The sequence below is a fragment of the Modicisalibacter coralii genome (assembly GCF_004117855.1).
In the GTDB taxonomy this organism is placed as follows: domain Bacteria; phylum Pseudomonadota; class Gammaproteobacteria; order Pseudomonadales; family Halomonadaceae; genus Modicisalibacter; species Modicisalibacter coralii.
Map to the genome: position 1 here is coordinate 249,426 of NZ_QWBW01000008.1, position 21,726 is coordinate 271,151.

A 21,726-nucleotide genomic window follows, 5' to 3' on the forward strand; every position below is an offset into this window, starting at 1 on the left:
CTGGCTTACGGCTTACGGCTTACGGCTTACGGCTTACGGCTTACGGCTTACGGCTTACGGCTTACGGCTGCTCTTACCACCACCGCTTGCGCTTGAGCAGCGCCATCACGCCGACGCCCAGGACCAGGGTGAGCAGGATGAATACCGCGAAGCCGTAGGGGCTGTTGGCGCCGGGGATGCCGCCGACGTTGACGCCGAGCAGGCCGGTCAGAAAGCTCAACGGCAGGAACACCGTGGTGATGATGGCGAGCATGTACATGCGCTGGTTGAGCTGTTCGTTGTGCTGGCTCCACAACTGCTCCTGGATGATCAGCGCCCGCTCCTGCATGGCGTTGAAGTCCTCGACGTAGCGCGACAACTGGTTGGCGCTCTCGCGGATCGAGACCTTGCTTTCCTCGTCGAGCCACAGTGGCCCCTGGGCGAGCTGCGCCAGGCAGTCGCGCTGCGGACCCATGAAGCGTCGCAGGGTGATCAGCGGCCGGCGGATGCGCGTCAGATCGTCGGCGTTGAGACTGTCATCGTCGGACAACTGGGTGTCCTCCAGCTCGGCCATGCGCTCCTCGAGCTGATGGGTGACGTCGCCCACCTGGTCCACCAGCGTCTCGACCAGCCAGGCGAGCAGGTCGGGGATCGATATGGCGCCTTCGCCGGCGTTGATCTGCTCGCGCACCACGTTGACCGCGTGCAGCGAGCGGCGTCGCAGGGTGATCAGCCGCTTGGGGGTCACCCAGACGCGCAGCGAGATCAGATCGTCCGGGGCGGCGCCGGGATTGAAGTTGATGCCGCGCAGGGTGGTCACCACGCCGCGCCCGAAGCGGGCCACGCGCGGCCGGGTGTCGGCTTCGAGCAGCGCCTCGACTACCGCCTCCTCGAGCCCGGCCACCGCCTCCAGATAATCGGTGACATCGCCCTGGCGAAAGTCCAGGTGCATCCATAGCGGCGCGTTGTCGCTGTCCCAGGCACGCCGCAGGGCGTCATCGTCGAGTTGCTCGCCGCCACCACGGCCGTCGAGCCGGTAGGCGGTGACGAGCGCGCTGGCACTGGCGGGGACGGGGGGCGTCGATGTCGCCATGGGCACTCCTCTGGCCGGGGGCGAAGGGGTCGTCAGCGGCGAACGGCCCAGTTAGTCTGTCCGGCTCATCCTAAGCTCTGTTTGAAAAATCGGCGAGCGATGGCCAGGCAAGGCAAAAATTGACGAGAAAGCGGAGTTTACGCGTTGTAAATGAGCATTTTTACCGGGCTGGCGCACCAGTCAATTTTTAACGCTGCATGGGCGAGCGCAGACATTTTGCAGACAGAGCGTAATGGACATTCAGTCCTAGGCGGAAAAGGGGAGTGGCCATGACCCGGGATCAACGAGCGATGCTCTACGGCGTGGGGGCGGTGGGCCTGTGGTCGACGGTGGCCACCGCCTTCAAGCTGGCGCTGGCGCGGATGACGCCGGCCGAGCTGATGTGGATCGCCGCGCTGGTCTCCTGGGCCTTGATCGGCGCACTGGTGATCCATCGCGGTCAGTTGATGACGGCGTTGCGTGGCGGCTGGCGCACCGCGCTGTGGGCCGGATTGATGAACCCGGTGGCCTACTACCTGGTGCTGTTCGCCGCCTACGACCGGCTGCCCGGTCAGGAGGCGATGGCGCTCAACTACACCTGGGCGCTGGCCATGGCGTTCCTCGCGGTGCCGATCCTCGGCCAGCGCCTGACCCGTCGCGACGTGCTCGCCGGGCTCGTCGCCTACGCCGGGGTGTGGACCATCGCCACCCGGGGGCGGGTACTCGACGTGGCCTTCGCCGACCCGCTGGGCGTACTGCTGGCACTGGCCTCGACGCTGCTCTGGGCGCTCTACTGGCTGCTCAACGCCCGCGACCACCGCGAGCCGCTGGTCGCCCAGTGGCAGAACTTCAGCGTCGGGCTGCCGGTACTCACCGCCGTGGTCGCGCTGGGGCCGGGCTTTGCCTGGCACGGCTGGGCCAGTCTCGGCGCCGGCGTCTACGTGGGGCTGTTCGAGATGGGCTTCGCCTTCGTGCTCTGGCAGATGGCGGTGCACCAGGTCTCGCGTACCGCCAAGGTCTCCAACCTGATCTTTCTCTCGCCGCCGGTGTCGCTGCTGCTGCTGCACCTGGTGGTCGGCGAACCGATCCTGATCTCGACCCTGGTCGGGCTGGTGCTGATCCTCGTCGGGCTGGGGCTGCAGCAGATGCAGCGTGCCCCCGCCGAGCCGACGTGAGCCGTCGCCGGGCGAGCGTCAGTAGTGGTAGGCCACGAACAACTCGAGCGCACTGAACGGATCGTCGTCGGCGAAGACGTCCCGCGCCCCGGCGCGCGGCGAGACCCGACTGTAAGCCAGGGAGGCGTACCAGTGCGGATCGGGCAGCCAGTCGAGATAGAGCGTGGTCTCGTCGGCGAAGCGCCGGTCCGCCACGGGCCGCCCCTGGTAGTTGGCCTCGTCGAGCCAGAACTGATAGTGGATGGCACCCAGGGTCCAGTGCGGGTCGAGCGCCAGCGTGGCCGAGAATTGCTGGACGTTCTCGTTGGTGTTGAACAGCAGGTAGTTGCCGACCACATCGCCTACCAGCCAGGTGCCCCAGTCGGTATAGCCCTTGCTCAGCGCGTCCCAGGCGCTGCGGGTGCCGTCGCCGGGGGTGGCGTCGCCGGAGAAGTGGGTGTAGCGGTAGCCCAGGGTCGGGGTCAGTGGCGCCGCGGCAAAGCGGTAATCCGCCTGCGCGTACCAGGCCGTGGCATCGTAGTCGACGCCATGGCCGTCGCCGAGCTGGCGGGCGTATTCGCCGGAGACGCGCAGTGATGGCAGACCGGGGAAGGGGATGTCCATCGCGCGCAGGTTGTAGACGCGCATGCCGTCGCGATCGAGGCTGGCGGCGGGGCGATCCAGGGTTTCCACCGCCATGACCATGGCGCCCAGGGTGGCGCCGCTGGCGCCCAGCCGATAGTCGGCATTGATCCCGCGCAGCCGGTAGTCGCCCTGATCGTCGTCGCTCTCGAGGCTGAACAGCGCCGCCGACAACGGCTCGGCGTTCCAGTGCAGCACGGCGCTGTCGCGAAAGGCGGTGCGCGCGCCCATCCAGTAACCGCCGTCGTCGAACAGGTCCAGATTGCCGTCCATGACGATGAAGCCGTTGCCCACCCGGTAGTTCTGGCGGCCCAGCGTCAGGCGCCAGTCGCGCCATTCGACGCCGGCGTAGGCTTCTTCCACGGCGGTTCGGCCGTCGCCGCCATGGGTGAAACCACCGGCATCGCCGTCACCGAAGGTTCGGCTGCTCATCAGCGATCCGCCGGCCAGCAGCGCCCAGTCGCCATCGAGGGCGTAGCGCAGGCTCGCCCCGGGCTTGAGGTAGGCTTCCTGCCAGTCGGCGGCGTCGCCGGTGTTTTCCTGCCGGCGAAGGTCGACCCGGCCGTCGCCGAAGTTGACGTTGCGGCTCCACAGGGCGGCGCCGGCCGCGTCGAAGGTGACGTCGCCGCTCAATGCACCGCGTTCGAACGTTGCGCCGGCCAGGGCACTGCTCACGGGCAGCGTCGTCAGCACAGCGGTGAAGGCCAGCCTGGTGGCCAGTCGGGTATCGATGGTCGTCATGTCGGTGGTCTCTCGGTGGTTGGCATTGTTGTCGAAGACACGGGGGTTCGGCCCCGCTCAGGCGAGCGGGGAACATCGAATCGGCAGGGTTAAGACCCCTTCCATAACCGGTAGATGGAGTGAGATTCTCCGGCGGCAGGACGTCGCGAGGGCGCTGTAAACCCCTCCCTGGGCGCTACCTTTGCCATCCATGGCAAAGGACCCTCGCTTTGCCCTGCCCCCGGCGCTCACCATCAGAGGGTTTGGAAATGAGCTCTTAGGAGCGTCGGTGCGCGAAGTCGGGGCGCTGGCCCGCCATGATCGGCGTGGGAGAGCGGGTTTCCAGCGCGGCGGCGATGCGAAACGCCACCGCGTCCGCGTAACGCGGCGCCACGATCTGCATGCCGATGGGCACGCCGTTGGCGGCCATGCCGATCGGCATGTTGAGCACCGGGTGACGATTGAGCACATTGAACGGGTAGGTGAGCGTGCACTGGGTCAGGCCCTGCCGGGCTCGCCCATCGACCGTCAGGGTGTCCCGGCTGTGGTCGTGGTCGGCGGGAATGTCGGCGGTGACCAGGGTGGGGCAGATCAGCGCCTCGAAGCCGGCGCCGTAGACCCGGTCGTGCAACGTCGCGTGCAGGCGGTCGGCCTGATGCCAGTTGTCGAGTTCGTGGCCCATGTCCAGTTCTTGGCCCTCGTCAAGCAGTTCCAGCAGGTAGGGCGAAATCGCCTCGCGCGGGATGTCGGCGTACAGCCGCCGCAGCAGGTGGCCCGACTGGTAGCGGTAGTGCTGCATGGCGATGTCGCCGATGGCCGCCGTGAAACCGATATCGACGCTTTCCACCTCGGCGCCCAGGGCGCGCAGATCGTCGGCCGCGGCCGCCAGCGCGCGGCGCATCTCGGCGTCCACCTCGAGATAGCCCAGGTCCGGCGACAGCGCGATGCGCATGCCGGCGAGCCCCGCCTGGCGTTGCGGGATGGTGTAGGCGGGCAGGGCGTTCATGTCCTGCGGGTGGGGGCCGGCGAGCAGGTTCTGGATCAGGATCAGATCGTCCACGCTGCGGGCCAGGGCACCGCCCTGGGCATACTGCTCCTGGTTCCAGGGCGAGACTTCCGGCACCCGGCCCCAGGGTGGCTTGAAGCCCACGTTGCCGGTCATCGCCGAGGGAATGCGGATCGAACCGCCGATGTCGCTGCCGGTGGCCACCACCGTGGTGCCGGCGGCCAGCGCGGCGCCACTGCCCCCCGAGGAGCCGCCGGGGGTGATCGCCGGGTTCCACGGATTGCGGGTCACGCCCCATTGCTTCGACCAGGTGACGAAGGCCATCGACATCTCCGGCGTCGCCGTACGGGCGTGGATGATGGCGCCGGCATCGAGCAGCCGCTGCACCAGCGGGTCGGTGTAGTCGGCGACGAAGCCGTCGAGCGCGGGGGAGGCGTTGGAGGTGCGCTGACCCGCGACCATCTGTTCGTCCTTGACCGCCACCGGCAGGCCCTCGAGCGGCCGCGCGGTGCCGTCGCGCCAGGCGCGTTCGGCCTGCCGGGCCTGCTCGCGGGCCTCGTCGAAGTAGGTGAAGGTGAAGGCGTTGATCAGCGGCTCGACCTCCCGGGCGCGCTCGATCAGCGCGTCCAGCAGGGTCACCGGGGAGAGGCTGCCGTCGGCGAAGCGGGTCAGACAGTCACGGGCCGAAAGGTAGTGGAGTTCGTCGTGCATTGGGATACCTGCGATCGGAAGGTGGATAAGGGAATCACTGCATAAATGCCTGCACGAGCGAATGACTGCGTTACGCGGTACTGGTACGCCAGCCCGGTCGAAAGCTCGCCTAACCTCATGTTATGTCTCGCTTTCTGCGTTCCGGGCGCCTTGTCCTTCATCTCGTTCGGCGATTTATTCAGCGTTTCCTAAGCGGGCGGATTAGACGTTCCGGCGGCTGGGATCCAGCTCGCGCGTCGCCCAGGTGGTCGGAAGGGCGATGGCGAGACAGCCGGCGAAGGCGACCATGACCACCACCAGCCCCAGGTGCAGCCCGCCCGTGGCGATGCCGAACCCGATCAGTGAAGGGCCGAAGGAGAGGCTGCTCATGATCACCACGCCGCCGATGGTGGTCAGCTCGCCGTGCGGATCCATGCGCGCCAGTACCCCCTGCAGGTAGGGCAGCGTGAACGCCCACAGGAAGTTCAGGAGCAGGGTCGACAGGATGTAGGTCGTCGCCGAGTTCAGCGGCAGCAGCAGCGCTACGGCGGCCAGCGAGCCGAACAGGCCGATGCACAGTGGCTTGGTGTGGCCGAAGCGCGGCCCCAGCAGCATCACCGCCAGGGCGCCGGGCGCGCCGACGGCGCCGGTCAGGGCAATGACGTACTGGATGGTGTCCGCGCTGATGAGATGCTCGCCGAAGGGCTGCATGAACGCCCAGACGCCACCGTTGGCGAGTTCGAACAGGCCGATCGCCAGCAGCGCGCTCCATACCCGCCAGTCCGCGAACAGGGCCAGCATCGAGGCAGCCTTGCCGTCACCCGCATCGCCATCCGGCAGCGTCTGGTGCGCCATGAACGGCACCCCGAGCAGGGAGACCAGCGAACAGCCCACCAGGCACAGGTAGATGACTTCGGTGCCGTGGGCGGCCACCGGGTCGGCGAGCAGCGAGATCAGCCCGCCGGTGCCCAGGAACTGCATCATCAGCAGCATGGCGTAGCCGCGCTCGGGAAAGCGCTGCTTGGCCGACCACGCATAGGCCGTGCCCGCCAGCAACCCGGCACCGGCGCCGCCGACCCCCTGCACGATCATCAACCCGTGGAGGCTGTCGACGAACAACGAGACCAGATTGGCGATCAGCAGGATGGCGATGCCGGCCAGGGCGATCCGCACCCGGGACCGGCGTCGTATCAGCCAGGCCAGGAAGATCATGCCCACCGCCGTGCCCAGCAGGTTGAAGGATGCCACCTGACCGGCGCTGGAAGGCGAATAGTGGCCGTTGTCGATCAGCGACGAGACCCACAGCGGCAGGACCGCCAGCAGGGTGAGTCCGGCGAAGCCGGAGAGCGCGACCATGAAGGTGGCGACGTAGCCGTCCACCTCGAGCTTGCGGCCGGGCCAGCGATCCGTGAAGGACAGATCACGCATGGTGAAACCTCACTGTTGTTATTGGCGTTCGCTCGAGGTTAGCAAGGGCGTCATGGGGAAAGTTCTGCGCGCGGCCAGAAGAGTTTTGCGATCGGACATACGTCGGCTACGCCCGACGGCCCGGGGCGGCTGCGGAGTATCAGCGGTGGCGGCGGCGATAGCTGGCGGGTGTCGTGCCCATCGAACGCTTGAAGAAGGTGATGAAGTTGCCGGTGTGCTCGTAGCCGAGCTCGGCCGCGATCCGGTCGGTGCTCAGATCGGTGAGGGTCAGCAGTGCCTCCGCGCGGCGGCACTTGAGGTGCTGGACGTGCTGCGAGATGGGCATCCCGTAACGGCGCTTGAACAGTGCCTTGAGCTTGCTTTCGCTCATCCCCGCCAGGCGGGCCAGTTCGGCCAGTCGCGGCGGGTCGGCGACACGCTGTTCGAGATGTTCGCACAGCCGTGCCAGCGCCTCCTCGTCGCGCTGGCGGAGGCCCGGCGTCAGCGGCAGGGCGGTGTCGAACGCGCCGATCGCCAGGCACAGGTACTCGACCGCCTTGGCGAACAGATAGGGGCGCAGCAGGTGCGGGGGCGTGGGCGGCTGCAGCATGTCGTTGACGCAGCGCCGGGTGCGCGCGTCGAGCGGCGCCGAGCACAGCGCGATGGGGTCGGCCTGATGCGTCATGCGTGCCATGAAGCCCGGAAGGGCGGTCGAGGCGCTGTCGTTCAGCAGGCGGGTCAGGGCCGCTTCGGTCATCACCAGTATTGCCATCACGTAGCGCTCGTGACTCGGGCAGGTATCGACGCAGGTCAGGGGGGCGGTGTGATAACTCAACACCAGCTGGTTGGGCGGCAGGGACTGGGTGCGTTCGCCGAGGGTGATCCGGTTGGCGCCCAGCAGCTTGCAACTGACGTAGAAATACCCCCCTGGCAGCGAGAAGGTTTCGCTGCCGGCCGACTCATCGAGGTTGATCAGTCGCAGCCAGATGCCCTGATCGAGGCGGTGCAGGGCCTCCCAGCCGCGATTGCCGGCCGTGTCCCAGCGCAACCGGAACGCCTCGTAGCGATGCTGCAACGTCCACCAGTCGTTGCCGCTGGTGCCGGTCAGCTCGGGAATCGCGGGCAGGGAGTGAGACATGGGCCTTCATCGCAGCGCAACCGAGTTCGATAGTGCGACGATAGCGTGGCGTGACGCAAGCCGACAGGCTCGTCAATACAACAGCTGGTACTCGAACAGTAGTTGCTTGAAGTCCTGGCGCTGATGGGCGAAGAGATGAACGGCGACCTGGTTCTCGTCGGGCCGATAACGGTAGATGACGCGATAGCCGTCGATCAGCAGCTCACGGTAATGGCTGATGCCCATTTCCAGCGCCAGGCGACAGACGGGATAGGTGCCGGGCCGCTGAGATAACCGCTCCATGGTAGTCGTGAGCAATCTCAGGGAAAACGCCTGCGCCTGCTCGAGGGGCATGTCCAATTGGTCGATCAAGAAGTGTTCGCAGGCTTCGAGAGAGGCTTCGGCCGTGGTCTCGAAGCTGACGACGACAGCAGTACTCACATCGACTCGCCTCGTTCGGCCGCGTGGCGAGCCTTGACTCGGGCCGTGAACTCCTCGGCGCTCAGGGTCTTGCCTTCCTCGCGGCTCTTCTCGCCGAGGCTCAGCAGCTTGAGCAGGGCGATGGCCTGTTCCCGGCGCTCGTGGGCGGCGTAGGATTCGACGACATAGGTCGGCTTGCCCTTCTGGGTGATGACCAGCGGCTCCTCGACGTCGAGGCTGGCGGCGTTCTGCTTCAGGTAGCTGATGGTTTCGGTGCGCATGGCTTGCCTCCGGATCGGGCTATGGCTCGGTGCAGTGGTCCAAGTTTGGTCCTTTTTTGGACTGCCGGCAATTCCCGAGGCCGCGATCACTCCTGGGCGGCGACGGCCGGCTTTGGCAACAGCGGCTCCAGCACCGGCCAGACATTGTCGAGCAGTCGCGGCTGAGCCTCGGCGGTGGGGTGGATGCCGTCGTCCTGCATCAGCGAGTCGTTCAGCGCGACGCCCTCGAGCAGGAAGGGCACCAGCGGCACGTCGTAGCGATCGGCCAGGCGGTGGTAGACCCGACGAAAGGCGTCGGCGTAGGCTTGACCGTAATTGGGTGGAATCTCGATGCCCAGCAGCGCCACCTTGGCGCCGGCCTGCTGGCTGGCCTCGATCATGCGCGCCAGATTGGCCTGCATCTGCTGCGGTGGCAGCCCGCGCAGGCCGTCGTTGCCGCCGAGTTCGAGCAGAACGATGTCCGGGTGGTGCTGTCGGAGCAGATCGGGCAGGCGCGTCGCGCCGCCGGCGGTGGTCTCGCCGCTGATGCTGGCGTTGACGACCTTGACCGAATCGTCGAGGCGCGCATCGAGCAGCGCCACCCAGCCCTGGTCGCGATCGATGCCGTAACCGGCGCTGATGCTGTCGCCCATTACCAGCACCGTGGTCGGGGCGTTCGCCGCAACCGCCTGGGCGGCCCCCAGCCACAACCCGAGCCACGCCAGCAGCACCAACCGTGAAACCACAGGGAAAGCATGTCTCATGTCCGACTCCCATGCGCGTGAATCCGCCTCGCAACAGTCCCCGATTCTACAGGCACGCGGGCTGTCCAAGCACGTCGCCAGCGGCGATCGCCGGCTGACCATTCTCGACGGGCTCGACCTGTCCGTCATGCCGGGCGAGAGCGTGGCGATCCTGGGCAGTTCCGGGGCCGGCAAGTCGACCCTGCTGGCGTTGCTGGCGGGGCTCGATGCCCCCAGCCACGGCGAGCTCGACCTGTTCGGATCCTCGCTGCCGTCGCTCGACGAGGACGGCCGGGCCGCGCTGCGTGCCGGCCGGGTCGGTTTCGTGTTCCAGAATTTCCAGCTGTTGCCCACGCTGACCGCGCAGGAAAACGTGCTGCTGCCGCTGGAGCTGCTGCCGGGCCGCGATCACCAGGAACGCGCCCGCGAGTGGCTGACCCGGGTGGGGCTGGGCGAGCGTCTCGATCACCTGCCCAAGCAGCTCTCCGGCGGCGAACAGCAGCGGGTGGCCGTGGCGCGCGCCTTCGTCACCCGGCCCGAGCTGGTGTTCGCCGACGAGCCCACCGGCAACCTCGACCGCGACACCGGAGCCGCGATCATCGAACTGCTGTTCGAGATCAACCGCGAGGCCGGCACCACGCTGGTGCTGGTCACCCACGACCCCCATCTGGCGCGGCGCTGCGAGCGCTGCCTGCGTCTCGAGGGCGGCCGTCTCGAGGTGCTCGACCGCGACGAGGTGCAGGCATGACCTCGCCGGGGGCCATGCTGGCGCTGTCGCTCAAGGGGCTCAGGCGCGACCTGCGCGCCGGCGACGTGCGCGCGCTGTTCGTCGCCCTGGCCCTGGCCGTGGCCGCGACGACCATGATCGGCTTCTTCCTCGACCGCCTGGATCGCGGCCTGACGCGTCAGGCCGGGCAACTGATGGGCGGCGACATCAAGCTCGAACAGGGCAGCCCGTTCGGCGACGAACTGCGCGACACCCTGCGCGGGGCGGGGCTGACGCTCTCCGATCAGGTCGACACCGTGTCCATGGTCAGCCGTGGCGAGGCCTTCCAGCTCGCCAGCCTCAAGGTGGTCGACGGCGCCTACCCGCTCTATGGCCAGGTGCATGTCGATCTCGGCGACGGCATCACGCTGGTCTCGCGCGGCCCCGAGCCGGGCAGCGTGTGGATCGCGCCGCGGCTCGCGCAACTGCTCGACGTGGCGATCGGTGACCGCGTGCGGGTCGGCCAGAGCGAACTGACGGTTTCCGGCATCATCGACCGCGAGCCGGACCAGTCGGCGGGCTTTTCGAGCTTCAGCCCGCGGTTGATGATGCGTCTGGCCGATCTCGACGCCACCGGCCTGGTGCGCCCCGGCTCGCGCATCGAGTACGAACTGCTGGCCAAGGGCCCGCCCGAGGCGGTGAGCGCGATGGACGCCACGCTCGAACGGTTGCGCGGCGAGGGCGTCGAGATCGAGAACGTCCGCGACGACCGCCCGCAACTGGGAAGCGCCCTGGAGCGCGCCGAGAAATACCTGAGCCTGGCGGGGCTGGCGGCGGTGCTGCTCGCCGGGGTCGCGGTGGCGATGGCCACCCGGCGTTACGTCGATCGTCACCTGGATACCGCCGCGCTGCTGCGCTGCTTCGGGGCCAGTCAGCGCCAGCTCGCCCGGCTGTTCGCCTGGCAGTTGCTGTGGCTGGCACTGGCGGCCTCGGTGACCGGCGCGCTGCTGGGACTGGTGGGCCAGGCCGGGCTGCTGGCGCTGTTGACCCGCTTTCTGCCGCTGGAACTGCCGCCGCCCGGCGTGCTGCCGCTGCTGCTCGGCGTGCTCACCGCGCTGGCGGTACTGGTGGGCTTCGCCGGGCCGACGCTGTTGCGGCTCAAGCGCGTCAGCGCCTTGAAGGTGCTGCGCCGCGAGCTCGATCCGCTGCCCGCCTCGGCGTGGCTGGTGGTGGCCGTGGCCAGCCTGGTGTTCGGCGCCTTGCTGTGGCTCTACTCGGGGGATTTCGGCCTCTCGGCGGCCTTGCTCGGCGGCGGGCTGGTCGCCCTCGCGGCGCTCTGGGCCCTGGGCTGGGCGCTGCTCGCGCTGGTGCTGCGGCTGGCCGCGCGGGTCGGACGCGATGACGCCACCTCGCGCCCCGGCGGGCTGGCACAAGCCCTGCGCCTGGGCGCCAGCCAGCTGGCGCGTCGCCGTCACGCCAGTCTCGGCCAGTTGCTGGCCTTCTCGGTGACCTTCGCGGCCATGGCGATCATCACCCTGGTGCGCGGCGATCTGCTCACCACTTGGCAGACACAGCTGCCCGCCGATACGCCCAACTACTTCGCCATCAACATCCAGCCCGGCGAGCGCCAGGGCTTCGTCGACATCCTCGACGAGGTCGCCGAGACCCGCACCGCGCTCTACCCCATGGTGCGCGGGCGGATCACCGCCATCGACGGCCGGCCGCCGCGTCAGGCGGTTCCCGAGGAGCACCGCGGCGACAACGCCCTGCAACGCGAGCTCAACCTGACCTGGCGCGAGGACGTGCCCGACGGCAACCGCGTGGTGGCCGGGCAGTGGTTCGACGCCGATACCCAGGTGGCGCCGGGCAGCGTGCCCATCTCCTTCGAGAGCGGCCTGGCCGAACGCCTCGGCGTGGGCCTCGGCGACACCCTGACCTTCACCATCGGCAGCGATACCGTCACCGGCGAGATCACCAGTCTGCGCGATCTCGACTGGGACAGCTTCCGGCCCAACTTCTTCGTGATCTTCCCGCCCGGGGTACTCGAAGGCTACGGCCACAGCTACATCACCGCCTTTCATCTCGACGCCGCCGCCCACGGCGACGTACTGGGGCGGCTGGTCTCGGCCTATCCCGGGGTGTCGCTGCTCAACGTCGACGCCATCCTCGGCCGGGTGCGCGATCTGCTCGCCCAGGTCACCCGCGCGGTGGAGCTGGTGCTGGGCTTCGTCCTGCTCGCCGGTATCAGCGTGCTCTACGCCGCGCTCACCGCCAGCCATACGCTGCGCACCCACGAAAGCGGCCTGCTGCGGGTGTTCGGCGCCGGCAACCGGCTGATCTCCCGGGTCCAGGGCGTGGAGTTCGCGCTGCTTGGCTTCACCAGCGGGCTGATGGGGGCGCTGCTCGCCGAACTCGCCGCGCTGGGTATCTATGCCGGCTTCCTGGATCTCGCGCCGCGCCTGCACCTCTGGTTGTGGCTGGTGTTGCCGCTCGGCGGCGCGCTGCTCATCGGCGTGATCGGCCATGGACTGTCCCGCGGCGTGCGGCGCCAGGCCCCGGTTGAGAGCCTCGGTCTGCTGGGGGAGGGCTAAGCCTGTGACCAGGCGCTGGCAAAATAGTCGACCAAGTAATAACATAGTTATTACTTGGCATGTCTGGAGGAGCCATGAGAACGACACTACGCAAGATCGGCAATTCACGTGGGGTACTGATTCCCGCGCTATTGCTCGATGAGTGCGGTATCGACGGCGAGATCGAGCTGCACCAGGAAAACGGACGTATCGTCATCGAGCCGGTAAAACCGGCGCGACAGGGTTGGTTCGAGGGCTACCAGGCAGAGCACGATACCGATGCCTGGCAAGGCTTGCCCCCCGAAACCGATAGTGACGATTGGGAATGGTGAAGCGACCAAAATCCGTCCGGCGCGGCGATGTCTACTGGGTGAACCTGGACCCGACCCTGGGCAGCGAGATACGCAAGACTCGGCCCGCGCTGGTCGTCTCTCCGGATGACATGAACGCCGCCTTGCCACGTGTCATCGTGGCGCCCATTACCAGCAAGGGCCAGCCGTTGGGTTGTCGGCCCGAGCTGACCTTCCAGGGCAAGCAAGCCCGCATCCTGCTGGATCAAGTGCGTTGTATCGATAAGGCCCGCTTGCTGGGCCGGCTGGGCGAGATCGACAAGGCGATATGGCATCCGCTGCTACTGGAAATGTTCGAATAGCGGGAGGCGGGCCTCCAGGCCTCTCAAAGCCAGTTCTCCACCCGTAATCCCTCGACACGACCGAACTCGCCAGTGTTGGCGGTGACCACGATGCGCTGTTCCGCCAGTGCCTGAGCGGCGATCAGCAGGCCGTTGGGGCCGATCGGCGTCCCGGCGCGTTCCAGTTGCCGGCGGATTCGGGCGTAATGGCGATCGGCGGGCGGCTCGAACGGGCGCACGTCCAACACATCGAGCAGTGTTTCCACCTGGCGCGTCAGACGCTCGGAGCCCCGCTTGCCGGCACCAAAGCGAAGCTCCGCCGCGACGATGACGCTGGTCGCGATGGCATCCTCGCCGGCCTCGGCGATCCGCTGTGCCACGGCACCGTGCGGGTCGCGGACGAGTGCGGAGACGATATTGGTATCCAGAAGATAGCCGGAGTGTTTCATAACTCGACATCATCGAGTGGCATCATCCCCTCATCGACATCGCCCAGGGGCTCATCGATCGGATCGAGTCGCTGCAGGGTCTCCAGCAGCCCGGCCTTTTTGATCGGCTCGATGATCAGGGTGTCGCCCTCGCGGCGAATGATGGCCTCGTTTCCGGCCAGCTCGAATTCGCGGGGAATGCGCAGGGCCTGATTACGGCCGTTGCGGAAGAGACGGACGTGACGTTCGCTCGACATGGCTACCTCGCTTTTGGCCTATGCCAAAGCATAGGTCTCGCATTGTGTCATGTCCACTCGCTGAGTTGTCTGATCCTGACTTCAGCCTCACTAAACCCCGCGTGAGAAATTCTCGGCCAGCCTTGACCGCCTTTCATGTGAAAGGGGGGAGGGGCTGGGGTATCATGCCGGCCTGGATTCACCCCTTGATCCGAGGATTCTCGCCGATGTTCACCCGTGATATGCAGATTGCCGGTTTCGATGACGCGCTCTGGAAAGCGATGCAGCAGGAAGACGCTCGCCAGGAAGCGCACATCGAGCTGATCGCCTCCGAGAATTACGCCAGCCCGCGCGTGATGCAGGCCCAGGGCACGCAGCTGACCAACAAGTACGCGGAAGGCTACCCCGGCAAGCGCTATTACGGCGGCTGCGAGCACGTCGATGTCGTCGAGCAACTGGCGATCGACTACGCCAAGCAGCTGTTCAACGCCACCTACGCCAACGTCCAGCCGCACTCCGGCTCCCAGGCCAACGGCGCGGTCTTCCAGGCGCTGGTCAAGCCGGGCGACACCGTGCTGGGCATGAGTCTCGACGCCGGCGGTCACCTGACCCACGGCGCCAAGCCCAACTTCTCCGGCAAGCACTACAACGCCGTGCAGTACGGCATCGACGACCGCGGCCACATCGATTACGACGAAGTCGCCAAGCTGGCTCGCGAGCATAAGCCGAAGATGATCATCGCCGGCTTCTCCGCCTACTCGCAGATCATCGACTGGGCCCGGTTCCGCGAGATCGCCGACGAGGTGGGCGCCTACCTGCTGGTCGACATGGCGCACATCGCCGGGCTGGTCGCCGCCGGCGTCTATCCGAGCCCGCTGCCGCACGCCCACGTGGTCACCACCACCACCCACAAGACCCTGCGCGGCCCGCGTGGCGGCCTGATCCTCTCCGCCGAGGACGACGCCGACATCGAGAAGAAGCTGCAGTCCGCGGTCTTCCCCGGTGGCCAGGGCGGCCCGTTGATGCACGTCATCGCCGCCAAGGCGATCTGCTTCAAGGAAGCCATGGACCCCGCGTTCAAGAACTACCAGCAGCAGGTGGTCAAGAATGCCCAGGCAATGGCCGGCGTGTTCCTCGAGCGCGGTTATGATGTGGTCTCCGGCGGCACCGAGGATCACCTCTTCCTGCTCTCGCTGATCAAGCAGGGCCTGACCGGCAAGGACGCGGACGCTGCCCTGGGCCGCGCCCACATCACCGTCAACAAGAACGCCGTCCCGGGCGACCCGCAGAGCCCGTTCGTCACCTCCGGCCTGCGCATCGGCACCCCGGCGGTCACCACTCGCGGCTTCGGTGAGGCCGAGTGCCGCGACCTGGCCGGCTGGATCTGCGACATCCTCGACGCCATGCAGCAGGGCGACTCCTCGAAAGCCGAGGCCGACGTCAAGGCCAAGGTCGAGGCCGTCTGCGCGCGCTTGCCGGTGTATCGCCAGGGTTGACCCCAAACGGCGGAATAGCTGCCGCCCGTAGAGGCTGATCGAGGCGCCGTCCAACGGCGCCTCGTTCTATTTTGTGAAGACGCCCCTCATGCTGGCGTCGCGATTCTGATATCCTTGGCGGCCTCGCTTAAGGAGCAGGACCGCCGAGCGAAGCGCCGACCGTTCGAGAGCCGTGAGCACGGACATCCAGGTGTCGCCCATCGGTGCCTGCAACCCCTTGTTACCCAACCATTTAGTGAGTGAGCGCATGGCCACCCGTCAAGAAGCCACCGACTTGCAACGTGCCTTGAAGGCATGTCGGGGATCGTTCGTTTCGGTGGGGTTCTTCAGCATGTTCATCAATCTTTTGATGCTGGTGCCCCCCCTCTACATGCTGCAGGTCTACGACCGCGTCATTTCCTCGCGCAGCGCTGACACCCTGCTCATGCTGACCCTGGTGGTGATCTTCCTGTTCGCCGTCATGGGGCTGCTCGAACTGGTGCGTTCGCGGATCCTGATCCGTGTGGGCAACCGCCTGGACACCATGGTCAACCAGCGCCTCTACAGCGCCATGTTCCGGCGCAGCGTCATGTCCCAGGGCCAGCAGTCCGCCCAGCCGCTCAACGACCTGACCAGCCTGCGCCAGTTTCTCACCGGCAACGGCCTGTTCGCCTTCTTCGACGCGCCCTGGGTGCCCATCTACCTGGCCGTGCTGTTTCTCTTTCACCCCTGGCTGGGCGTCTTCGCCACCTGCGCGGGCATCGTCCTGCTGACCCTGGCGATCGCCAACGAAAAGGCCACCAAGGGGCTGCTCTCCGAAGCCAATTCGGAAAACATCAAGGCCCAGGAACTGGCCAACTCCAACCTGCGCAACTCCGAAGTCCTGCACGCCATGGGCATGCTGCCCGGCATCATGGGCCGCTGGGCGAGCAAGCATCACGAATTCCTCGCCAAGCAGTCCCAGGCCAGCGATCGCGCCGGTGCGCTCGCCAACGCCTCCAAGGTGCTGCGCATGCTGTTCCAGTCGATGATCCTCGGTCTGGGTGCCTTCCTGGTGCTCGAGGGCGAGATGACACCCGGCATGATGATCGCCGGCTCGATCCTCATGGGCCGGGCGCTGTCGCCGATCGACCAGATGATCGGCAGCTGGAAGGGCTTCGTCGCCTCGCGCAGCGCCTACAAGCGTCTCAACGAACTGCTCGAACAGATTCCCGAGGAGCAGCGGCGCATGTCGCTGCCGGCGCCCAAGGGCGACATCGACGTCGAGACGGTCGCCGCCGCGCCCCCGGGGGTACGCATGGCGACCATTCGCGGCATCAACTTCTCGGTGGGCAGCGGCGAGCACATCGGCATCATCGGCCCCAGTGCGGCCGGCAAGTCGACCCTGGCGCGCGTGCTGCTGGGCATCTGGCCCACCCAGGTCGGCAGCGTGCGCCTCGACGGCGCCGAGATCATTCACTGGAATCGTGACGAACTCGGCCCGCACATCGGCTATCTGCCCCAGGACATCGAACTCTTCGACGGTACCATCAGCGAGAACATCGCCCGCTTCGGTCAGGTCGATGCCCAGAAAGTCGTCGCCGCCGCCCAGAAGGCCGGCGTGCACGAGATGATCCTGCAATTGCCCAACGGCTACGACACCGTCATCAGCGGCTCCGGCGGGGCGCTCTCCGGCGGCCAGCGCCAGCGCATCGGCCTGGCCCGGGCGCTCTACGGCAACCCGGTGCTGGTGGTGCTCGACGAGCCCAACTCCAACCTCGACGACAGCGGCGAGCGCGCGCTGGGCGAAGCGATCCGCCAGCTCAAGGCCGAAGGCACCACGCTGTTCGTGATCAGCCATCGCCAGAGCGTGCTCAAGCACGTCGATCAGTTGCTGGTCCTCAAGGAAGGTCAGGTCAGCATGTTCGGCCCGCGCGATCAGGTGCTGGCGCAGTTCGCCAAGCCCGCCGGCAGCGGCCGGTCGAGCCTGGCCGGCGGCAGCAAGTCGGGCAGCCGTCTCACCGCCGTGCAGGGCGGTGGCAACCAACCGGGCAGCGATTCGCAATCCTCGGAGCAGAACTGAGCATGGCAGGCGACAACTCCACCAGTCACGACATCACCCCCTACGAGGAATCCATCGAAGGGGAATCGGTCTCCCGCGAACCGGGCAAGAAGACGCTGCCGATCAACGACCGCGGCTATCGGCGTCTGGGCCTGCTGATCCTGCTGATCGCCTTCGGCGGCTTCGGCGGCTGGGCGGCGACCGCCGACCTGGCCGTCTCCGTGGTCGCGCCGGGCTCGGTCTCGGTCGAATCGTTCAAGAAGACCGTGCAGCACCTGGAAGGCGGCATCGTCAAGGACATCCTCGTCGAGGACGGCGACCACGTCGACGCCGGCCAGACCCTGATGATCCTCGACAAGACCCAGGCGCGCTCGCAGCTCGAGATCGCCCGCTCGCAGTACCTGATCAATCGCGCCGCCGAAGTGCGCCTGATGGCCGAGCAGAAGGGCGCCGACTCGCTCGACTTTCCGGACGAGCTGCTCGCCAGCGACGCGCCGCGCGTCAAGGAAGTGCTCGCCGTGCAGCGCGCGCTGTTCCAGGCGCGCCGCGAATCGCTCCAGGGCACCCTCGACGCCCTCGGCGAGCAGGCCAACCAGATGCGCGAGCAGATCGACGGTCTGCAGAAGATGATCAACGTCAACCAGTCGCGCATGGCCTCCCTGCAGAGCGAGGCGCGCGATTACCGGGCGCTGTTCAAGGAAGGCCTGGGTGACAACCAGCGCCTGCGCGAACTCGAGCGCCAGGTGCTGCAGTTCAAGGGCGAGATCGCCCAGCACCGTTCCGAGATCGCCAAGCTCAAGTCGCAGATCAGCGAGAACAAGGTCCAGCAGCAGGTCAAGCAGCAGGAGTTCCAGAAGGAGGTCGGCGAGCAGCTGCGCGAGGCCCAGGCCAACATCGCCGACGCCGAGGAGCGCATGACCGCGCTCAGCGACCAGGTCAAGCGCACCACCGTCACCGCGCCGGTCGCCGGTACCGTGGTCGGCATGACGATCCACACCATCGGCGCCGTCGTCAAACCCGGCGAGCCGATCATGAACATCGTGCCCTCCGGTGACGACTTCGTGGTCGAGGCCCGCATCCCCAGCAAGGACATCGACAACATCTATCCGGGGCAGTACGCCGAGATCCGCTTCAGCGCCTTCAACCAGCGCCTGACCAACGTCATCGAAGGCGAGGTGACCAACGTCAGCGCCGACACCTTCAAGGACGAGGCCACCGGTACCCAGTACTACAAGGCCCGGGTCAAGGTGACGCCGAAAGGCAAGCGCGAGATGACCGAGAACATGCAGTTGCTGGCCGGCATGCCCGCCGAAGTGATGATTCGCACCGGCGAGCGCACCTTCGCCAGCTACGTGGCCAAACCCATCACCGACATGCTGGCACGCGCCATGCGTGAGGAATGACCATGGTCAAGCGATTCAAGCGACTCCCCCTGTACGGCCTGCTGGTCTCGGCGCCACTGGCCGCCCCGCTGGCCATGGCCCAGGGCGATGGCGGCATGCACTGGACCGACGAGCTGCCGGTCATGAACGGCCAGCCGGCGCCGGGTGACGCGGCCAGCGTTGCCGTCGGCGAGGCCGACGCGAGCGTCGCCGAGGGTGGCGCGTCGGCGTTGGGCAACGAAGACACGCTGCCCTCGCTGCCACGGCTGTTCGAACTCGCGCTGAGCAACGACGCCAAGCTGGCCAGCCAGCGCTACAACGCCGAAGCCACCCAGCAGAACGTGCCGATGACCCAGGCCGGGCTCAAGCCGCAGGTCAGCGCCAGTGCCAGCTACCTCTACCAGCATTCGGACAACTACTACACCGACAATCCCGAGTACAACCCGGACAACGAGCTCAGTAACGTCAGTGACGACTACGAGGCGCGCTACCAGGGCGTGACCCGGGACAAGACCTGGCAGGTCCAGGTCACCCAGCCGCTGTTCAGCCTCGAGCGCTGGCGCAAGGTGGGCAAGGCGGAAGCGCAGAGCGACGCCGCCACCCTCAAGGTGGCGGTGGGCGAGCGCGATCTCGCCCTCGATGTCGCCAAGGCCTACCTGGACGCCTTTCTCGCCTCGCGCAAGCTCGGCCTGCTCGACTCCAAGGAGAAATCGCTGGAGCTGCAGGTCAAGCAGGCGCAGCGCGCCTACGATCTCGGTGTCGGCGACCGTATCAATCTGCTCGAGTCGCGTTCGCGGCTCGACCAGGCCGTCTCCGACAAGCTGCAGGCCGAGAACGAGCTGGACAACGCGCTGAGCGTGCTCGAGCGTTTCACCGGCCAACTGCCCGAATTCACCGGCAGTCGGCTCGGCGACCTGGGCACGGTCGACCTCACCGGCGATTTCGGCGATGAGCAAGAGTGGCTCGACCGCGTCGTCAACAACGTCGAGGTCAAGCTGGGCAAGCAGCAGGAAGCGGTCGCCAAGGCCGAAACCGGGGTGCGCCGCGCCGGCCACTACCCCGAGCTGAACCTGAGCATGTCCTATTCCGACCGCGACTCCAACGACCCCTACCGCGAGAGCAAGGACGCTTCGGCCAGCCTGCGGCTCAACGTGCCCATCTACGAAGGCGGCTACACCACCGCCAGCGTGCGGCAGGGTGAACTCTCGCTGAAGGCCAGCCGCTCCACCTACGTCAACGCCCTCAAGATGGCGCGTCAGGAAGTGCGAACGCGGCTGCGCAGCCTCAAGGGCGACGCCCGGCAGATCGAGGCCCTGCAGCGCTCCGTCGACTCCAGCAACCTGTTCCTGGAAGCGGCCGAGAAGGGCGAGAAACTCGGGCTGCGCGATCTCGTCGACGTGCTCGACGCCCGCGCCGATCTCTACGACCAGCGCATCAAGCTCGTCGAGACCATTCGTCAGTACCTGCTCGATCGCCTCAACCTCAAGGCCGCGGTGGGCGACCTGGACACCCAGGATCTCGTCGATACCATGCAGGTACTGCGTCAGGTGACCGGGTGAGCGCCGGCCGCGTGTCGCAGCGTGCCGGGTCGTGTAGGCCCGGCCACGCCGCGGCGTGACGGCCGCGACGACGCGGACGCGCCACCCACGAGGCAAGCACGCCGATGATGCCAAGACGGCCCGGTAACGACCTCCTGCGCATGGTCATGCGCGGCTTCGACGCCGCCACCGCCATGCTGGTCAGCGCCTTCTACTTCTGGTGCCTGCCCGATCTCGCCTTCGGTTTCGGCACCGAATACCCGCTGCTGATCGTCGCCGGCTCCCTGCTGCTGCCCGCCACCGGCGAGATCTTCGGGCTCTACGAGCCCTGGCGCGGGCGCAGCGTGTTCAGCATGTTCGGCACCTACTTCGCCAGCTGGCTGACCACCGTGCTGCTGATCAGCGCCTTCCTGGTCGTCACCCAGAGCGGCTATATCTATTCCCGGCTGTGGATGGGGCTCTCCGCGCTGAGCGTGCTGGCGGTCGGTCTGCTCGCCCGGGGCCTGCTCTACGGCTACCTGCGGCGGCTGCGTGCCCGCGGGCGCAACATCAAGTCGATCCTGTTCATCGGCCCCGCCGCCAACGCCGAGCAGACCCGCCAGCGGCTCGCCGGCATGCCTTACATCGGCTATCGCATCGACCGTACCATCGATTACGACCGCGACGACCAGGTCCTCGAGGCGGTCGTGCAACTGGCCAGGGAATCGGTCTTTCAGCGCGACTTCGACGAGATCTGGCTGAGCTTTCCGCTCAGTTGCGGGAACACCGTCAAGGCACTGGCCGACCGGCTGATCGGCGTGCCGGTCAACGTGCGCTACTTCCCCGATCTTTCCGACGTGCGCCTGCTCAACCACCGTGCCGCCCAGGTCGCCGACATGTTCTCCATCGACCTCAACTACAGTCCGCTCCACGGCCCGGCACGCATCGTCAAGAGCCTCGAGGACTACGTGCTCGGCACCTTGCTGTTCGTCGGCTTTCTGCCGGTCATGCTGCTCGTCGCGCTGGCCGTCCGGCTGTCGATGGGGCGGCCGGTGCTGTTCAAGCAGTATCGCCACGGCCTCGACGGCAAGCGCTTCAAGATCTACAAGTTCCGCACCATGCGTGCCCATTCCGCGCCGGACGGCACCCGCCAGGCTCAACGCAACGACCCGCGCGTCACTCCGCTGGGCCGCTGGCTGCGCCGCACCAGCCTCGACGAGCTGCCGCAGCTCTACAACGTGCTCCAGGGGCGCATGTCGCTGGTCGGGCCGCGCCCCCACGCCCTGGATCACAACGCCTTCTACAAGGACATGATCGTCAAGTACATGCAGCGCCACCGGGTCAAGCCCGGGATCACCGGCTGGGCGCAGATCTACGGCCTGCGCGGCGAGACCCGCGATGTCGGCGACATGGAACGGCGGGTCGACCACGACCTCTACTACATCAACAACTGGACGCTGGGCATGGACCTCAAGATCCTCGCGCTCACCGTCAAGCGCGGCTTCTTCAACCCCCAGCCCTGAACCGCGG

The 21,726-nt window shown here is 67.0% G+C and carries 20 protein-coding genes; 10 read left to right on the forward strand and 10 right to left on the reverse strand.

The window, feature by feature from the left end:
• Positions 1-73: 73 nt before the first annotated feature.
• Positions 74-1,072: a zinc transporter ZntB gene (locus D0901_RS04655; RefSeq protein ID WP_129139129.1), complete on the reverse strand. Its 999-nt coding sequence runs from the start codon at positions 1,070-1,072 to the stop codon at positions 74-76.
• A gap of 269 nt (positions 1,073-1,341) precedes the next feature.
• Here D0901_RS04655 and D0901_RS04660 point away from each other — a divergent pair, with 269 nt between their 5' ends.
• Entirely contained in the window at positions 1,342-2,226 is an 885-nt protein-coding gene (locus D0901_RS04660) for a DMT family transporter (RefSeq protein WP_129139130.1), read from the forward strand.
• Between the two features lie 18 nt (positions 2,227-2,244).
• Here D0901_RS04660 and D0901_RS04665 read toward each other — a convergent pair whose 3' ends face one another.
• The 7 genes from D0901_RS04665 to D0901_RS04695 form a co-directional block, all read right to left on the reverse strand.
• Positions 2,245-3,588, reverse strand: coding sequence for an alginate export family protein (locus D0901_RS04665; RefSeq protein WP_129139131.1), 1,344 nt, complete (start codon positions 3,586-3,588; stop codon positions 2,245-2,247).
• A 256-nt stretch (positions 3,589-3,844) separates the two neighbouring features.
• Positions 3,845-5,284, reverse strand: coding sequence for an amidase (locus tag D0901_RS04670; protein ID WP_129139132.1), 1,440 nt, complete (start codon positions 5,282-5,284; stop codon positions 3,845-3,847).
• A gap of 201 nt (positions 5,285-5,485) precedes the next feature.
• Positions 5,486-6,691, reverse strand: a complete 1,206-nt coding sequence (locus tag D0901_RS04675; protein ID WP_129139133.1) for an MFS transporter — start codon at positions 6,689-6,691, stop codon at positions 5,486-5,488.
• A gap of 139 nt (positions 6,692-6,830) precedes the next feature.
• Positions 6,831-7,808 carry a helix-turn-helix domain-containing protein gene (locus tag D0901_RS04680; RefSeq protein ID WP_129139134.1) on the reverse strand — a complete coding sequence of 326 codons (978 nt, stop codon included), beginning with the start codon at positions 7,806-7,808 and terminating at the stop codon, positions 6,831-6,833.
• 72 nt (positions 7,809-7,880) lie between these two features.
• Positions 7,881-8,228: a type II toxin-antitoxin system RelE/ParE family toxin gene (locus D0901_RS04685; protein WP_129139135.1), complete on the reverse strand. Its 348-nt coding sequence runs from the start codon at positions 8,226-8,228 to the stop codon at positions 7,881-7,883.
• Positions 8,225-8,488, reverse strand: a complete 264-nt coding sequence (locus D0901_RS04690) for a type II toxin-antitoxin system Phd/YefM family antitoxin (protein ID WP_129139136.1) — start codon at positions 8,486-8,488, stop codon at positions 8,225-8,227. Before D0901_RS04690 ends, D0901_RS04685 begins: the two co-directional genes overlap by 4 nt.
• Positions 8,489-8,574: 86 nt before the next feature.
• Positions 8,575-9,231: an arylesterase gene (locus D0901_RS04695; protein WP_129139137.1), complete on the reverse strand. Its 657-nt coding sequence runs from the start codon at positions 9,229-9,231 to the stop codon at positions 8,575-8,577.
• Between D0901_RS04695 and D0901_RS04700 the strand changes: the two genes are divergently transcribed.
• The 4 genes from D0901_RS04700 to D0901_RS04715 all read left to right on the forward strand — a co-directional run bounded on the left by D0901_RS04700 (position 9,230) and on the right by D0901_RS04715 (position 13,138).
• Positions 9,230-9,958, forward strand: coding sequence for an ABC transporter ATP-binding protein (locus D0901_RS04700; RefSeq protein ID WP_129139138.1), 729 nt, complete (start codon positions 9,230-9,232; stop codon positions 9,956-9,958). The two genes, D0901_RS04695 and D0901_RS04700, sit on opposite strands and share 2 nt — an antisense overlap.
• Positions 9,955-12,507 carry an ABC transporter permease gene (locus D0901_RS04705; protein ID WP_233440353.1) on the forward strand — a complete coding sequence of 851 codons (2,553 nt, stop codon included), beginning with the start codon at positions 9,955-9,957 and terminating at the stop codon, positions 12,505-12,507. Before D0901_RS04700 ends, D0901_RS04705 begins: the two co-directional genes overlap by 4 nt.
• 74 nt (positions 12,508-12,581) lie before the next feature.
• Positions 12,582-12,818 carry an AbrB/MazE/SpoVT family DNA-binding domain-containing protein gene (locus tag D0901_RS04710; RefSeq protein ID WP_129139139.1) on the forward strand — a complete coding sequence of 79 codons (237 nt, stop codon included), beginning with the start codon at positions 12,582-12,584 and terminating at the stop codon, positions 12,816-12,818.
• Positions 12,812-13,138, forward strand: a complete 327-nt coding sequence (locus D0901_RS04715) for a type II toxin-antitoxin system PemK/MazF family toxin (protein WP_129139140.1) — start codon at positions 12,812-12,814, stop codon at positions 13,136-13,138. Before D0901_RS04710 ends, D0901_RS04715 begins: the two co-directional genes overlap by 7 nt.
• A gap of 23 nt (positions 13,139-13,161) precedes the next feature.
• On the opposite strand, the gene D0901_RS04720 is transcribed toward D0901_RS04715, so the two are convergent.
• Both D0901_RS04720 and D0901_RS04725 read right to left on the reverse strand, forming a co-directional pair.
• Positions 13,162-13,566, reverse strand: coding sequence for a type II toxin-antitoxin system VapC family toxin (locus tag D0901_RS04720; protein ID WP_129139141.1), 405 nt, complete (start codon positions 13,564-13,566; stop codon positions 13,162-13,164).
• Positions 13,563-13,802, reverse strand: a complete 240-nt coding sequence (locus D0901_RS04725) for an antitoxin (protein ID WP_129139142.1) — start codon at positions 13,800-13,802, stop codon at positions 13,563-13,565. The genes D0901_RS04720 and D0901_RS04725 overlap by 4 nt, the downstream gene beginning before the upstream one ends.
• 206 nt (positions 13,803-14,008) lie before the next feature.
• Here D0901_RS04725 and glyA point away from each other — a divergent pair, with 206 nt between their 5' ends.
• The 5 genes from glyA to D0901_RS04750 all read left to right on the forward strand — a co-directional run bounded on the left by glyA (position 14,009) and on the right by D0901_RS04750 (position 21,719).
• A complete protein-coding gene (glyA, locus tag D0901_RS04730) occupies positions 14,009-15,277 on the forward strand; it encodes a serine hydroxymethyltransferase (protein WP_129139143.1) in 1,269 nt (422 codons plus the stop codon).
• A 247-nt stretch (positions 15,278-15,524) separates the two neighbouring features.
• Positions 15,525-17,318, forward strand: a complete 1,794-nt coding sequence (locus tag D0901_RS04735) for a type I secretion system permease/ATPase (RefSeq protein ID WP_129139144.1) — start codon at positions 15,525-15,527, stop codon at positions 17,316-17,318.
• Between the two features lie 2 nt (positions 17,319-17,320).
• Complete coding sequence (locus tag D0901_RS04740) at positions 17,321-18,700, forward strand: HlyD family type I secretion periplasmic adaptor subunit (RefSeq protein ID WP_129139145.1); 1,380 nt, start codon at positions 17,321-17,323, stop codon at positions 18,698-18,700.
• A gap of 2 nt (positions 18,701-18,702) precedes the next feature.
• Complete coding sequence (locus D0901_RS04745) at positions 18,703-20,238, forward strand: TolC family outer membrane protein (RefSeq protein ID WP_233440354.1); 1,536 nt, start codon at positions 18,703-18,705, stop codon at positions 20,236-20,238.
• A gap of 104 nt (positions 20,239-20,342) precedes the next feature.
• A complete protein-coding gene (locus D0901_RS04750; protein WP_233440355.1) occupies positions 20,343-21,719 on the forward strand; it encodes an undecaprenyl-phosphate glucose phosphotransferase in 1,377 nt (458 codons plus the stop codon).
• The last annotated feature ends 7 nt before the right edge of the window (positions 21,720-21,726 follow it).